At 75.0% G+C, this 14494-nt stretch carries 13 protein-coding genes; 6 read left to right on the forward strand and 7 right to left on the reverse strand.

Annotated elements, in window-relative coordinates; genetic code table 11:
* Nucleotides 1-851: 851 nt before the first annotated feature.
* Entirely contained in the window at nt 852-3509 is a 2658-nt protein-coding gene (locus FHX40_RS02040) for a WD40/YVTN/BNR-like repeat-containing protein (RefSeq protein ID WP_142258027.1), read from the forward strand.
* 19 nt (nt 3510-3528) lie between these two features.
* Here FHX40_RS02040 and FHX40_RS02045 read toward each other — a convergent pair whose 3' ends face one another.
* Nucleotides 3529-3927, reverse strand: coding sequence for an NUDIX hydrolase (locus FHX40_RS02045; RefSeq protein WP_142258028.1), 399 nt, complete (start codon nt 3925-3927; stop codon nt 3529-3531).
* A 73-nt stretch (nt 3928-4000) separates the two neighbouring features.
* Here FHX40_RS02045 and FHX40_RS02050 point away from each other — a divergent pair, with 73 nt between their 5' ends.
* The 3 genes from FHX40_RS02050 to FHX40_RS02060 all read left to right on the forward strand — a co-directional run bounded on the left by FHX40_RS02050 (nt 4001) and on the right by FHX40_RS02060 (nt 6355).
* Nucleotides 4001-4639 (forward strand): DUF6758 family protein, encoded by a 639-nt coding sequence (locus tag FHX40_RS02050; RefSeq protein ID WP_142258029.1) that lies wholly within the window; start codon nt 4001-4003, stop codon nt 4637-4639.
* A gap of 72 nt (nt 4640-4711) precedes the next feature.
* Complete coding sequence (locus FHX40_RS02055; protein WP_142258030.1) at nt 4712-5440, forward strand: MBL fold metallo-hydrolase; 729 nt, start codon at nt 4712-4714, stop codon at nt 5438-5440.
* Between the two features lie 6 nt (nt 5441-5446).
* On the forward strand, nt 5447-6355 hold the full coding sequence (locus FHX40_RS02060) for a RecB family exonuclease (RefSeq protein ID WP_142258031.1): 909 nt from the start codon (nt 5447-5449) through the stop codon (nt 6353-6355).
* Nucleotides 6356-6392: 37 nt separating this feature from the next.
* On the opposite strand, the gene FHX40_RS02065 is transcribed toward FHX40_RS02060, so the two are convergent.
* On the reverse strand, nt 6393-7271 hold the full coding sequence (locus tag FHX40_RS02065; protein ID WP_142258032.1) for an alpha/beta fold hydrolase: 879 nt from the start codon (nt 7269-7271) through the stop codon (nt 6393-6395).
* Nucleotides 7272-7474: 203 nt separating this feature from the next.
* Nucleotides 7475-9157 carry a DEAD/DEAH box helicase gene (locus FHX40_RS02070; RefSeq protein ID WP_189136223.1) on the reverse strand — a complete coding sequence of 561 codons (1683 nt, stop codon included), beginning with the start codon at nt 9155-9157 and terminating at the stop codon, nt 7475-7477.
* Nucleotides 9158-9533: 376 nt separating this feature from the next.
* Here FHX40_RS02070 and FHX40_RS02075 point away from each other — a divergent pair, with 376 nt between their 5' ends.
* Nucleotides 9534-10196 (forward strand): ferritin-like fold-containing protein, encoded by a 663-nt coding sequence (locus FHX40_RS02075; RefSeq protein WP_142258033.1) that lies wholly within the window; start codon nt 9534-9536, stop codon nt 10194-10196.
* A 269-nt stretch (nt 10197-10465) separates the two neighbouring features.
* On the opposite strand, the gene FHX40_RS02080 is transcribed toward FHX40_RS02075, so the two are convergent.
* From FHX40_RS02080 to ligD, 4 genes are all read right to left on the reverse strand, one after another.
* Nucleotides 10466-10693 carry a DUF3107 domain-containing protein gene (locus tag FHX40_RS02080; RefSeq protein WP_142258034.1) on the reverse strand — a complete coding sequence of 76 codons (228 nt, stop codon included), beginning with the start codon at nt 10691-10693 and terminating at the stop codon, nt 10466-10468.
* Nucleotides 10694-10903: 210 nt separating this feature from the next.
* Complete coding sequence (locus tag FHX40_RS02085) at nt 10904-11524, reverse strand: TetR/AcrR family transcriptional regulator (RefSeq protein ID WP_142258035.1); 621 nt, start codon at nt 11522-11524, stop codon at nt 10904-10906.
* A 122-nt stretch (nt 11525-11646) separates the two neighbouring features.
* On the reverse strand, nt 11647-11886 hold the full coding sequence (locus FHX40_RS02090) for a hypothetical protein (RefSeq protein ID WP_244941577.1): 240 nt from the start codon (nt 11884-11886) through the stop codon (nt 11647-11649).
* 102 nt (nt 11887-11988) lie between these two features.
* Nucleotides 11989-12978, reverse strand: coding sequence for a non-homologous end-joining DNA ligase (gene ligD, locus FHX40_RS02095; protein ID WP_142258037.1), 990 nt, complete (start codon nt 12976-12978; stop codon nt 11989-11991).
* 81 nt (nt 12979-13059) lie between these two features.
* Here ligD and ku point away from each other — a divergent pair, with 81 nt between their 5' ends.
* Entirely contained in the window at nt 13060-14064 is a 1005-nt protein-coding gene (gene ku, locus FHX40_RS02100) for a non-homologous end joining protein Ku (protein WP_142258038.1), read from the forward strand.
* Nucleotides 14065-14494 lie beyond the last annotated feature (430 nt).

Here is a 14494-nt window from a genome sequence, read left to right on the forward strand (position 1 = left end):
CCCAGGAGAGTGCCGATCCCGGGGGGAGGACGGCACACGGGGACGCACATCCGCCCCGTACGTCACCTCCGCCACCTCCGCCGACGCTGCACCATCTGCCGCCGAACCCCGCCGACGACGCGCCGCGCCGCGCTCCCGCGGCCTCACCGTGGGCGCTCCCGCCGTTCACGGCGCCCATTCCGGAGGGGCCCGTTCCGGAGGGGCCGATTCCGGAGGGGCCCATCCCGGAAGGGCCTGTTCCGGAGGGGGAGGACCCGCGCGCCGGTGACCCGCCCGTCCGGCGGGACCGTCCGCCCGGGGAGCGGGACGGCGTCCCGGCCGAGCCGCCCGCGGCCCAGGCGCCGCCGCAACCGCCCCCACCGGGCACGCCGCCCGGGACGTCGCCGGGGGCGCAGCCGCGGTCCCACGCGCCGCACGGCCGCCACCCCTATCCGTCGCCGGGCACCCCGATCCCCATCGACGAGCTCGCCGAACGTTTCTCCGGCCGGGCGCCCGAGGGCGGGCTCACCGCGAAACCCCCCGACACCGGCGCCGAGGAGCCCCGGAGGGGGGTGCACGATCCCGGCCGCCCGCCCGCCCACGCCCGGGACCCCGGCCCGGCCGAGGCGGACCCGCGGCAAGAACAGGACATCGGGGGAGGGACCACCTGGAACCCCCTCCCCGGGGAGGAGGAAGGCGACCGGCGCGCGTCCGGGCCCGGCGAGGGGGCCCGCGAAGGTGCACAGGACGCCGCCGGTGGCCGCACCGGACGCCGAGGGCGCAGGCGACGCGCCGCCGGCCCTTTTCCGGACGCCGGCCCGCAGGCCCGGCCGGAGCCCTCGCCCGGCGATCCCCGGTACGGGCCCGGATACATGCGCGCGGTGTGGCCACCCGAGGCGGTGGCGCGCGAGGAGGCCGCGGCGTACGCCGGATCGGAGGCCCAGGCCGGTCCGGGGCGCGAGGCGGACCCCACGGCCGTCACCGCCCCCGCCCCGGCCGCGCCCACGGCGCCCACGGATGAGCCCACCTTCGTCCCCGCGGAGGGCCACGGACAGGAGGCGGACCCCACCGCGCCGATCCGCCGGATCGGCGCGCCGCCGGGGGTACGGCCCGCCGGGCGGTCGCGGCCGGACTCGCCCCGGCGCGGGCGGCGCGGCCTGCGCGGCCGGGGCCGCCACCACCGCGAGGACCCCCGCCCGCTGCGGCGGCGCCGCCGTCGCCTGCTGCTGCCCGTGCTCGTGCTCGCCGTGATCGCCGGGGCGGGCGCCCTCGGCTTCTCCGTGGTGAGCATGCTGCAGCGGCCCGCCCCCGCGGGGGTACGGCTCGCCGCCGGTGCGGGCACCGCGGCCGACGACGTGTTCCGCGCCCCGCCGGGCGCGGCGGGCAGCGGGTCCAGCCAGGTGCTCAACGCGGTCACCTCGGTCGGCTCCACCGTCGTGGCCGTGGGGAGCGACACCACCAGCCCGGTGCCCCGGCCGCTCTTCCTCGTCTCCACCGACGGCGGCGCCACCTGGGAGCTCGGCCAGGTGACCGGCCCGGCCGGGGTCGAGGCCCGGGCGGGGACCGCGGGCCGGGTGACCGGCGGCGGCGGGCGCTGGCTCGCCGCGGGCACCGAGGCGCCCGCGAGCGTGGGCGCGCGCGGCGCGGGCCTCGGCCTCGCCGGTCCCTCGGGGGTGACCGCGCGCGGCATGTGGACGTCCGCCGACGGCCGCTCCTGGACCGCGGTCGACCCGGCGCGGCTGACCGTGTTCGGCCCCGGCGACCGCATCGCCGACCTCGCCCGCACCGCATACGGCTTCGTCGCGGTCGGCTCCACCCGGCTCGGCGAGGACCGTACCGGCCCGGCGGCCTGGGTCTCCCCGGACGGGCAGGAGTGGACCCGCGTCGACCTGACCGGGCTCGGCTCCGGCGTGCGCGGCGTGCGCGCGGTGGTGGCGAACGGCGACCAGGTCGTGGCGCTCGCCGACGCCGGCTCGGGCGAGTCCGGCGTGGCCGTGCTGCGCTCGGCGGACGGCGGCCGGAGCTGGCGGAGCGCCGAGCCCCCGGCGGACGGCCGGATCGGGTCGGGCGCGCTCGCGGTCGCGGGCGACGGCTTCGTGCTCGTGCCCACCCGCCAGGTGACCGGCGGGCGGGTGAAGGTGTACTGCTCGCGCACCGGCGACTCCTGGCGCTCCTGCGGCGAGATCGGGCCGCTCGGCTCGGAGGGCCTCGGGGTGCGCGGGCTGGCCTCCTCGGCGGCGGGCCTCGCCGCGGTCGCCGAGACCGGCTGGCAGGAGTACACCGTCTTCACCAGCGAGGACGGCACCACCTGGGCGAAGGGCGCCGAGCTCGGGAAGATCCCCGGCACCCTGCGCGGCGTCGCCATCACCGACCAGGGCACCCTGGTCGCGGGCGGGGACGAGCCGGTCGGCGACGTGGACAACCTGCCGGTGCTGATGACCGCGCGCAAGGGCGGGAAGGCGCGGGCCGTACCGTCGGACGAGATCGCCGGGCTCACCCGGTCGGCGCGGGAGATCGCCCGGATCGCCGCCGGGGCGAACCTGTTCGTCGCCGTGGGCACCGCCCAGGGCGACGCGGGCATCTGGACCAGCCCGGACGGCGACCGGTGGACGACGATCGGCGCGGACGCGCTCGGCGGCCCCGGGCGGCAGGCGCTCGCGGACGTGGCGCACGGGCCCGAGGGCTGGCTCGCGGTCGGCGGCACCATGCCCGACCCGGCCGTCGCCCGGCCGCTGCTGGTGACCTCGCAGGACGGCGCGCGGTGGCGCCGGGTCGGCGAGTCGGCCGTCCCCGAGGTCCCGCTGGGCGTCTACCACCTCGTCCCGCACGCGGTCGCGGCGGGCCGCGACGGCTACGTGATCGCCGGGGAGCAGCGGTCCGGCGCGGACGGCACCGCGGTGCTGTGGTACACCCGGGACCTGCGCCGGTTCGAGCGCGCCGGGAAGCTGCCGTCGTCCGGGGCCGGGGTGCGGCTGCACGACGTCGCCGCCACCTCCTCCGGCTACGTCGCGGTCGGCGGCTCCGGCGCGGTCGACCGGGAGACCGGGGTGGTGTGGACGTCCGCGGACGGGCGCACCTGGACCGGCCGCGCCCGGCCCATGCCGGAGGGCGCGCGCTCGGCCCACCTGCGCCGCGTGCTCGCCACCTCCACCGGCCTGGTGGCGGTCGGCACCGCGGTCACCGGCGAGGGGCGCCGCCCGTTCGCCGCGCACTCCACCGACGACGGCCGCACCTGGGCGTTCACCTGGCTGCCCGCGGAGGCCTCCGCGACCGTGCTCGACCTCGCCGTGGCCGGGTCGGCCTTCGTCGCGGTCGGCTCGTACGGCGCGCCCGGCGACGGCGCGGTGTGGATCTCCGCGGACGGCCGCGACTGGCGGTACCGCGAGCTGCGCGGCGCGGGCCTGTCCGGCGACGGCAGCCAGTGGCTCGGCACGGTCGCCGCGCTCGGCGACCGGGTGGTCGCCATCGGCCGCTCCACCACCTACACCGACGACCACCTCACGCTGTGGCGGACCACGGTGACCCGATAGCGGAGGGCGGGCGACGCCGTCAGCCCGGCGGGACGACGCGCCACTCGGTGAGCGCGTCGATCAGGCCCGGCGTGAGGGGGAGGCGGCGCAGCTCGTCCGGGTGGTACCAGCCCGCGTCCGCCGCGTCGTCGCCCGGGGTGAGGGTGCCGTGGGCGACCGTGGCGAGGTAGTCGTTGATCTCGAACACGCCGCCGCCCGGGGCCGGGCGGTCCACGGTTCCGGCGAGGCGGCCGACCCGGACGACCAGGCCGGTCTCCTCGCGCACCTCGCGCACCACCGCCTCGGCGTCCGTCTCACCCGGCTCCACCCGGCCGCCCGGCAGCGACCACAGCCCCGCGCCGGGCGGGCGGGCCCGCCGTACCAGCAGGAGCCGGCCCGCGTCGTCGAGGACGATCGCGCCGACACACTTTATCCGCACATGACCAAGATTACGGCTGGATAACGGCGGTGGCCTTGACTTATGGGCGCGTCCCGCCGCACGGTGAGGAGTTGTGAGAGCCGCGCCTGTCTGCCCGCGGTGCTTCGGCCCGCTGCACGAACCGAGCGCCTGGTCGAGCGCCTGGCGGTGCGGCGTGCACGGCGACGTCCCGCCCCTGCACACCCACCGGCCGTCGGACGCCGCCTTCGACGCCGTACGCCGCATGGCCCGGGTCCCGGTGTGGATGCCCTGGCCGCTCCCGGCCGGCTGGCTCGTCACCGGGTTCGCCGAGGCCGGGGACGAGCGCTCCGGCGGGGTGGCCACCGTGGTCGCGCTGTCCGGCCCGTCGGTGACCTGGGGGCCGGCCGACATGCTGCTCGTCGCCGAGGAGCCGGGCGTCGGCCTCGGCGCGGCGTACGCGGGCCTGTCCGGGCCCGACCCGGGGGACGGCGTGGGAGACGGGCCGCCGCACGCCAAGGTGGACATCCGCGGCCACCCCACCCCGCTGTGGTGCGTGGAGGGGGTGCCGCCCGACCGCGCGGTCTACGTCGGCGAGGCGCTCGGCAACTGGCTGTGGGCGATCGCCTGGCCGGCCGAGGTCGGCTGCCTGATCGCGCTCACCGAGTTCGACCTGCGCGACCTGAGTGACCCCGACCAGATCTTCGACCTGCCGTACGGCGCGTTCTCCCCGCGGCTGCAGATCGATCGCTGACCGGCCGGCCGGTCGGCGCGCGGCGCCCGAGGACGGCCACGGACCGCACCGCAGTCGGTAGGGTTTACAGGCGTGACAGCGCGTATCGAGCGAGTGGTGACGTCGGGCGTCGTCGACATCGACGGCACCGAGCACAAGGTGGAGAACAACACCTGGATCGTGGGCGACGACGACGAGGTCATCGTCATCGACCCGGCCCGCGACGCCGAGAAGATCATGGAGAAGGTCGGCGAGCGCGAGGTGCTCGCCGTCATCTGCACCCACGGCCTGCCGGACCACGTCGGCGCGGCGATCGAGGTGGCCGCCCGCGACGAGGCCATGGTCTGCCTGCACCCCAAGGACAAGAAGATCTGGCGGGAGACCTGGCCGGAGACCTGGCCGGACATCGAGGTCGAGGACGAGGGCTTCTTCGAGGTCGCCGGGGTGCGCCTGGAGGTGCTGGAGACCCCGGGGATCACGCCGGGCGGCATCTCGCTCTACTGCGAGGCGCTCGACGTGGTGTTCACCGGCAAGTCGCTGCAGGCGGACGGCCCGGGCAAGATCGGCGGCGTGTACCCGGCGCTGCCCGACCAGCTCACCTCGATCGGCTCCCGCCTGTTCACGCTGCCCGGCGCCACCCGGATCCTGCCGAACCACGGCGAGGAGGCCACGATCGGCGACCTGGAGCCGCACTTCGACGACTGGGTGTCCGGCTCGCTCACCCGCAAGGAGGACGAGAGCGAGGCCGACCCGGCGAAGGCCGCCCCGCTCGTCGACGGCACCAAGGTCGCGGGCATCAAGCTCTCCCTCGACGACGACTGAGCCGGCGTGCACCAGCTCGCCCTCGACGGCATGCCGCGCCGCCTGTACGCGTGCACGCCGTCCCGGCTCAACACCTGGCTCGACTGCCCGCGCCGCTACCGGTTCACCTACCTCGACCGCCCGGCGCCGGCGAAGGGGCCGCCGTGGGCGCACAACAGCGTCGGCGCCGCGGTGCACAACGCGCTCGCCGCGTGGTGGCGGGAGCCGTACGAGCGGCGCACCCCCGAGGTCGCGGGCAGGCTCGTGGCCACCGGCTGGATCGGTGACGGGTTCCGCGACGCGGAGCAGTCGGCCCGGTGGCGGGAGCGCGCCCGCGCCATGGTGACCGCGTACGTCGGCGGCCTCGACCCGTCCGCCGAGCCGGTCGGCGTGGAACGCCAGGTCGCCACCAGGACCGACACGATCGCCGTGACCGGGCGGGTGGACCGGATCGACCGGCGCGGCGGCGAACTGGTGATCGTCGACTACAAGACCGGCCGCCGCGCCCCGGACGCCGACGAGGCCCGCGCCTCGCTCGCCCTCGCCGTCTACGCGGTCGCCGCCGCCCGCACGATGCGCCTGCCCTGCCGCCGGGTCGAGCTCCACCACCTGCCGACCGGCCGGATCGCCGCCGCCGAGCACACCGCCGAGTCCCTCGACCGGCACATGCGCCGGGCCGAGCGGATCGCGGCCGAGGCGGCCGAGGCCGACGAGCGCTACCGCGAGTGGGCCCGAACCCGCCCCGGTACGGCAGGCCGGCGCGGCGACGGCGCGCCGGCGGACGTGCCGCCCGAGCTCGACGCCCTGTTCGCGCCCCGGCCCGGCCCGCTGTGCTCCTGGTGCGACTACCGCCGGCACTGCCCGGAGGGGCAGGCCGCGGCCCCGGCCCGGCGGCCGTGGGACGGCCTGGCCGAGGAGGAGATCGAGGCCGGCTGACGCCCGCCCGGCCCGGGCCGCGGATCGGGGCCGGGGATCAGGACTGCACGAAGCGGTGCTCGGACGCGTTCCAGAACCGGGTGAGCGCGGCCGCGGTGGTCTCCGGCGCCTCGACGGCCGGGCTGTGCAGGGCGCCGGGCACGACCACGCACTCCGCCCCGAGCCGGTCGGCCATCTCGGCCTGCAGGTGCGGCGGCCAGCCGTCGTCGTGCTCGCCGTACAGCACGAGCTTGGGCACGTCGGCGTCGGCGAGCTCGTCGACCCGGTCGGGGGCGGTGAGCACCTGCTCGCCCATGGTCTGCATGCCGACGAGGTTGTTCGCGAAGATGCGCTTGCGCAGGAAGGCGATGATCTCGTCGGGCACGCCCTGCGCCATCGCCTCGGGCTCCAGGTGGTTCTCCCAGATGCGCTCCAGGCCCACCTCGGGCACCAGGCCGAGCAGCGAGCGGGCGGCCTGCTCGCGCGGGCCCACGATCGCGCCCGGCCCGGAGCTCATCAGGGTGAGCGAGGCCGCCTTCGTCGCGCCGCCGAGCACGGTCTCGCGCACCACGAGCCCGCCGAAGGAGTGGCCGAGCAGGTGCACCGGCTCCCCCTCGCCCACCACCCCGGCCACCGCGGCCACGTCCGCGCCGAGCGCGGCGCAGGTGTAGGCGGCCGGGTCGTCCGGCCCGGGCGTCTCGTACTGACCGCGCATGTCGATCGCGATCACCCGGCGGCGTCCCGCGTCGGCGAGGCTCTGCAGGACCGCGAGGAAGTCCTCCTTGCTACCGGTGTACCCGGGCACGAGCAGCGCGGGCCATCGCTCGGCGACCCCGCTCACCGGCAGTGCCTCGAGAGCGGCGAACCACCCGGCGGGCGTCTCGATCCGGATCGGCGTCACCCCGGGCGGCAACGTCAGGAAGCGCGGCGTACTCACGTGGCACCACAATACCCAGCCCGCATCTCCGGGACACCATGGAACGGTACGCCCTGGGTGGAAACCGGCGCGCCGACGGGCGCGGCGTCCGGCGGCAGGGCGCGCGGAGCGGCCGAGGGCCGTGCCGCGGTGCGGGTGACCCTCGGCGCGTCCGATTCTCCCGGCCCGTCTCGCCGGTCTCCCCGGCGCTCGCCGGGACGGCGTCAGCCGCCGTTGCGGCGCCGGCGCCGGCGGCGGGAGCCGCTGCGCTCGGGGACCGACGGCGCGACGTAGTCGTCATCGTCGTCGGGCACGCCCAGGTCCGGCGCCCGGAAGATCACCGTGAACGGGTCCGGCGGGATGATCCGCTCCGGCTCGGGACGGCGCGGCGCGGGCTCTTCGCCGGTGAAGCCGTCGATCGGCTCCTCGGCGTGCCCGTCGGAGCCGCCGACGTACTCGTCGTCCCGGACGTCCTGGTCCGGTTCGACCGCCGGCAGCCGCTGCGTGTCGGCGAGTGCCTTGGCGAGGGCCGCCTTGTTGGCCCCTCGGCGTGTGCGCTTGGGCGGCAACGCCTCGACCTCCTCGGTGACGGCCGGCGCGACGGTTTCGACGACCGGGCCGGTCGCGCCGGCGTCGGCCTCGGTCGCCTCGACCGGGTGGGCGGCACGCTCGGCGAGCCGCCCGCCGCGGGTGCGGCGGCGCTGGCGCCGCGGCCGGTCCTCGCGCTTGCGGGACCGCGCCCGCCCGGTCTCGCCGACATCCTCGAGCTCCTCGGCGTCGAGCCCGGCGCGGGAGCGCTGCGCGTGCGGCAGCACGCCCTTGGTGCCCTCCGGGATGCCGAGGTCCGCGTAGAGGTGCGGCGAGGTGGAGTAGGTCTCCTTCGGCTCGGGGACGCCGAGCTTGAGCGCGGCGTTGATGAGCTTCCACCGGGGAAGCTCCTCCCACTCGACGAAGGTCACCGCCGTGCCGGTACGGCCGGCCCGCCCGGTGCGCCCGATCCGGTGGACGTAGGTCTTCTCGTCCTGCGGGCAGTCGTAGTTGACCACGTGGGTGACGTCGTCGATGTCGATGCCGCGGGCGGCGACATCGGTGGCGACGAGCACGTCGACCTTGCCGTTGCGGAACGCCCGCAGGGCCTGCTCGCGCTGCCCCTGGCCGAGGTCCCCGTGCACCGCGGCGGCGGCGAAGCCGCGCTCGAGCAGCTGCTCGGAGACCATCTGGCAGGCGCGCTTGGTCTCGCAGAAGACCATCGTCAGCCCACGGCCCTCGGCCTGCAGCAGCCGGGCGAGGATCTCGATCTTGTCCATCCGGTGGGCGCGCCAGATGTGCTGCACCACCTGCGGCTGGACGTCGGACTCCAGCAGCGGGTCCTCGGCCCGCACGTGCGTCGGCCGGTTGAGGTACCGGCGGGCGAGGGCGACGACCTCGCCGGGCATCGTGGCCGAGAACAGCAGCGTCTGCCGGTTCTCCGGGATCAGCTTGATGATCCGCTCGACGTCGGGCAGGAAGCCGAGGTCGAGCATGCGGTCGGCCTCGTCGAGCACGAGCATCTGCACCTGGCCGAGGTCGAGGTGCTTCTGCTTGACGAGGTCGAGCAGCCGGCCCGGCGTCCCGACGACGATGTCCACGCCGAGCTTGAGGGCCTCGATCTGCGGCTCGTAGGCCCGCCCGCCGTACACCGACAGCACCCGGGATCCGAGCTTGCCGCCGGCGAGCGTGAGGTCCTCGGTGACCTGCAGGGCGAGCTCGCGGGTCGGCACGACCACCAGGCCCCGCGGCTTCTTGCGGTTCTTGCGGGGCTTGCCCACCCGTTGCAGCATCGCCACGCCGAAGGCGTAGGTCTTGCCGGTCCCGGTACGGGCCTGTCCGATGACGTCCTGACCGCTGATCGCCAGCGGCAGCGCCATCTCCTGGATGGAGAACGGTGTGACGATGCCCTCGGTCTCCAGGGCATCCGCTATCTCCGGTATGACTCCGAGGTCTCGGAACGTCGTCAGCTTGGCCTGCCTATCCTCTGCCGAAGGCGGGCCTCCGGGACCCTGCACCGTGATGTCCCCCTGTGGGGTCCGCGCGGAGTGACGCCTTCAACGGTTCCAGCGACCGCCGTGGAGTCGAGCCGTTCTTCGGGGCTCCGGGAGCACCGTGGGGGGCCGGGGGAGACTCCCCGGGGATGACACGGTTCCCGGATTAACACAGTGCGGTCGCACCTACCTTGCACTCTACTCGATACCACAACACCGGGCCGATGTCTTTATGTTCCCCTCCCGTGTTTAGTCTGCACACATGAGTGATACCTCAAGCGGCGTCGTCGATCTACTGGGTGCGCTGGCGTACGCGGAACTCACGGGCTTCCTGCGGCTCGCGGAGGACGCCGCCACGCTCGCCCCCACGCTCACCGACCGGGCCGAGCTCAGCGATCTCGCGGCCGTGGAGCACCGCCACTTCCGGTTGCTGCGCGACCGGCTCGTCGAGCTGGGCGCCGACCCCGAGGAGGCGATGGCCCCGTTCGTCGACGCCTTCGATTCCTGGCACGCGCTGACCAGGCCGTCCGACTGGCTGGAGGCCCTGGTCAAGGCGTACGTGGGCACGGGTATCGCGATGGACTTCTATCGGGAGGCCGCCCGGCGGGTGGGCCCCGACATCGCCGGACTGGTGGAGGAGGCGCTCGCCGACGAGGGGCGCTCGGAGTTCGCGGTCGAGCGGGTGCGCGCCGCGCTCGAGCGGGAGCCGAAGGCGGCCGGGCGGCTGGCGCTGTGGTCCCGCCGGCTCGTCGGCGAGGCGCTGAGCCAGGCGCACCGGGTCGCCGCGGCGCGCCCGGCGCTCGCCGCCCTGCTGGTCGAGGCGGACGAGGGGGAGGACCTGCCCGCGGTCGGCCGGCTGTTCGCCCGGCTCACCGAGCAGCACGCCAAGCGCATGAGCGCCCTCGGGCTCAGCGCGAGCTCCTGACCGTTCGCGCCGGCCGTACGCCTGATCGATCCTGCCGATCAAGCCCGCCGCGCGTCCGCACACCGCGCGGGTACGGCGGCGCGCCCGGCCGGCCGTACCGGGCGCGCCACCGGGCGGGTCCGGTACGGCGCCGCGATCCGTGCCGCGGCGGGACGACGACGCGCACCGCCCCGGCGTCCGGCCGGGGCGGGACGGCGGGCGCGCGGCCCGCCGCCTCGGCCCGGCCGCCTCGGACGCCGGCGCGGCGGCACGCCGTACCCGGTCGCCGGTCAGAGCGAGTTGCCGAAGCCCGCGGGACGCTGCTCCTTCTCGCCGATCTCCACGAAGCCCAGCGCCGACACCGGGACGAGCACGCTGCGGCCCTTGGTGTCGGTGAGCGTGAAGACGCCGTTCCCGCTGATCGCCTTGATGAGCCGCTGCTCGACCTGCTCGGGCTCGAGGTCGGTCTCGACCACCAGCTCGCGGTGCACCGAGCGCACGCCGATCTTCACTTCCATGCTGCTCCCTCTCTCGGCCCTGTCGGTCGCGACGCCCGCCGCGGTGGCGGCGTACCGTCGCGGGTCTCCTGGCACCTGTCGTGCCGGCGGAGTACGGCCATGCTTCACCGCGCCGTCCCGATGCGCGCGACGTTATCGCGCCTGGCGAAACGGCGCGCACGGGCCGTGGGGGGTCGCGCCGGGGTGGCCGGGTCGGTGGGACGGTCCAAATCAGCTCGTGCGGGGGAAACCGCTGATCCCCCGCCAGGCGAGGCGCGCCATGAGCTGTTCGGCGGAATCCTTGGGGATCTTGCCCTGGGTGCTGATCCAGTACCGGGCGCTCACCTCGGCCATGCCGACGAGGCCGACGCCGAGCAGGTGGGCCTCGTCGCGGGAGACGCCGGTGTCCTCCTGGATCACCTGGGCGATCATCTCGGCGCAGTCCTGCAGCGCGCGCTCCACCCGCTCCCGTACCGGCGCGACGTGGCGCAGGTCGGACTCGAACACCAGGCGGAACGCCTCGCCCTGGCTGGAGACGAAGTCGAAGTAGGCGCGGAAGGTGTTGCGGACCCGCTGCTTGTTCTCGGTGGTGGAGGAGAGCGCCGCGCGCATGCGGCCGATCATGTCCTCCACGTGCATGTCGAGCAGCGCGAGGTAGAGCTCGAGCTTGCCCGGGAAGTGCTGGTAGAGCACGGGCTTGCTCACCCCGGCACGCTCGGCGATGTCGTCCATCGCGGCCGCGTGGTAGCCGTTCTCCACGAACACTTCCTGTGCCGCCGTGAGCAACTGGCGGCGCCGCACCATGCGGGGCAGACGCGTGGTGCGTGGTTTGGCGTCCGGGGTAGCCGTCACGACAGTCTCCTTGCGAGGACGAGTTCTCCGAACGGGCCGACGAGGACGAGAGTGCCCGCCCAGGCCGCCCGCAACCACCAGCGGCGCAATCCTACGCACTGGTAGGTGCGTCGCCGCGCCCGCTACCGGTAGTCGTCCTCGTCGAGGTCGACCGTGCGATCGTCGTTGAGCACGGCGGAGGGGTCCACCTCGAGGGAGAAGCGCCGCGGCCACGACCGCTGCTCCTCCTCCCGATCGCGCACCGAGCGCTGCTGTTCGGCCGCGTCGGCCTCCGGCGCCTCGATCGAGAGCTCGTCGGACGAGAGCTCAGCGGACGCCGCCTCGCCGAGGGAGGAATCGCCACGAACATCCATCTCCGACATCTGTCGTCCCTCTCGTTTCCGGATCGCCCGAGGCCGTCGCCTCTGTCGACACCAGCCTACGGCCAATCGCCCCGGTCAGCGGTGAGGTGGCCCGACAAGCGATCACCCCTCGGCGAGGGCGCCGAACAGATCGCCGTACTCGGCCACCCGTTTCAGCACGTCCGCGGCGGTGAACACCATTATCGGCGGCACGCCGGGCCGCGGGACAGGCCGGGTTTCGGACGCGGCACCGCCTGATTCGGGCGTCGTGCCGGACGGGGCCCGCGGCGGCGCGGCCCCGTGCTCGGCGCAGGCGGTCACCTCCGCCCACCGCAGCGGGGTGGACACGGTCGGGATCGGGTTCGCCCGCAGCGAGTACGGCGCGACCGTGGTCTTGGCCGGGTTGTTCTGGCTCCAGTCGATGAACACCTTGCCGGGCCGGGCCTTCTTCGCCATCACGCTGGTCACCCGGTCGGGGTACCGGGACTCCAGGTGGCGGGCGACGTCCCGGGCGTACCCCGCCGGGTCGGCGACCGCGGCGCCCGAACGGCCGCGCAGCGGCACGTACAGCTGCATGCCCTTCCTGCCGCTGGTCTTGGGCAGCGGGTCGAGCCCGTCGTCGCCCAGCAGGTCGCGCAGCAGGCAGGCGACGCGGCAGCACTCGACGATCGTGGCGGGCGGGCCGGGGTCGAGGTCGAAGACGAGGGTGTCCGGCGGCAGCGGGTCGCCGTGCCGGTCCACCCGCCACATCGGCACGTGGAGCTCGATCGCGGCGAGGTTCGCGAAGTAGATCAGCGTGGGCAGGTCGTCGACGACGGCGAAGTCGATCGTCTCCCGGTCCTTGGTGCTGCCGGGCACGGGCAGGGTGACCCGGCGTACCCAGTCGGGGGTGTGGCCGCGGGTGTTCTTCTCGTAGAACGACTCGCCGGCCACGCCGTCGGGATAGCGCTTCACGGTGAGCGGGCGGCCGGCGAGGTGGGGGAGGATGACCGGGGCGATCCGCGTGTAGTAGTCGATCACCTCCGCCTTGGTGAACCCCGCCTCGGGGTAGAGCACCTTGTCCAGGTTGCTCAGCAGCAGCTGCCGCCCGCCGACGGTCACCGGTACCCGCATGTCTCCCCCTCGGCCGGTATTGCCCCACCTCTCCCGGGTACCTGCCCATATGCGGGAACGTGATAGGGCCGGGAGGAACGAATGCGCAGCATCTGGAAGGGTGCGATCTCGTTCGGGCTCGTCACGATCCCCGTGAAGCTGTACTCGGCGACCGAGCAGCGGGACGTCGCGTTCCACCAGGTGCACCGCACCGACGGCGGGCGCATCCGGTACCGCCGGGTGTGCAGCATCGACGGCCAGGAGGTGGAGTACGCCGACATCGCCAAGGGCTTCGAGCTGCCCACCGGCGAGATGGTCGTGCTCACCGACGAGGACCTGGAACAGCTCCCGCTGTCCACCTCGCGCCGCATCGACGTGCTGCAGTTCAGCCCGGCCGAGCAGATCGACCCGATCCTGTTCAACAAGTCGTACTACCTGGAGCCCGAGGCCGCCGCGAGCAAGCCGTACGTGCTGCTGCGCGACGCGCTGGAGGCCTCCGGCCGGGTGGCGATCGTCAAGGTGGCGTTGCGGCAGCGCGAGTCGCTCGCCGTGCTCCGGGTACGCGACGGCGTCTTCGTGATGGAGACGATGCTCTGGCCGGACGAGGTGCGCCAGGCCGACTTCTCGTTCCTCAACGAGAAGATCGACGTGCGCGCCCAGGAGCTGCAGATGGCGCACTCGCTCATCGACACGATGACCGCCGACTTCGACCCCTCCCAGTACCACGACGCCTACCGGGAGGCGCTCGAGCAGATCATCGAGGCGAAGGTCGCGGGCAAGGAGGTCGTGCAGCCCGAGCGCGCGCCGGAGGAGGGCCCGGCCGTCGACCTCATGGCCGCGCTGCGGGCGAGCGTCGAGGCCGCGAAGAAGAGCCGGGCCGCCGGCGGCGAGGCCGCGGCCGTGGCCGGCGAGGCCGCCGCGGCGCCGGCGCAGGGCGGCAAGACCACCGCCAAGGCCGCCGGGACCGGCAGGTCCGCCGGTAAGCCGGCGGGAAAGGCGAAGGCCGGAAAGGGCGCGGAAAAGGACACCGCGGAAAAGGACACGGAGAAGAAGGCCGCGGAAAAGGCGAAGGCCGCGCCGAAGCGCCGTACCCGGAAAACGGCGTGAATGCCGCGGCGTTTCCGCCGCGTCGCCCGCACGATTTCCGCGCGTGAAAGTTTCACGAACACCCCGTGATCGGCGGCCGCCCGTTCGTTCGCCGCGCTCGTCCGGTACGGCGGGCCGCCCCGGCATGCCTCCCGCACGGCCCGCGGCGGCCCCGGCGGCGCGGTGGCGCTCAGGCGGCCGTACGCCGGGGGACCACGGTGGCCGTGGCTCCCCGGCGTACGGGTGTCGGGAGTGCGAATCGAATCGTGTGGACGTGAACGCAGCGGTCGGAAGGGGCGGCGGTCCTCCACCGGTCCGGCGGACTCGCGGCATGGAGTCCCGCCTGATCGTCGCCGGGGCCGGTCACCGGGCCCCGGCGACGACGCGGTGCGAAGGTTCGCCGTGACGCCCGCGCCGGGCGGGCGTCACGACGGTGCGCTCACCGTCCCCG

The sequence above is a fragment of the Thermopolyspora flexuosa genome (assembly GCF_006716785.1).
In the GTDB taxonomy this organism is placed as follows: Bacteria; Actinomycetota; Actinomycetes; order Streptosporangiales; family Streptosporangiaceae; genus Thermopolyspora; species Thermopolyspora flexuosa.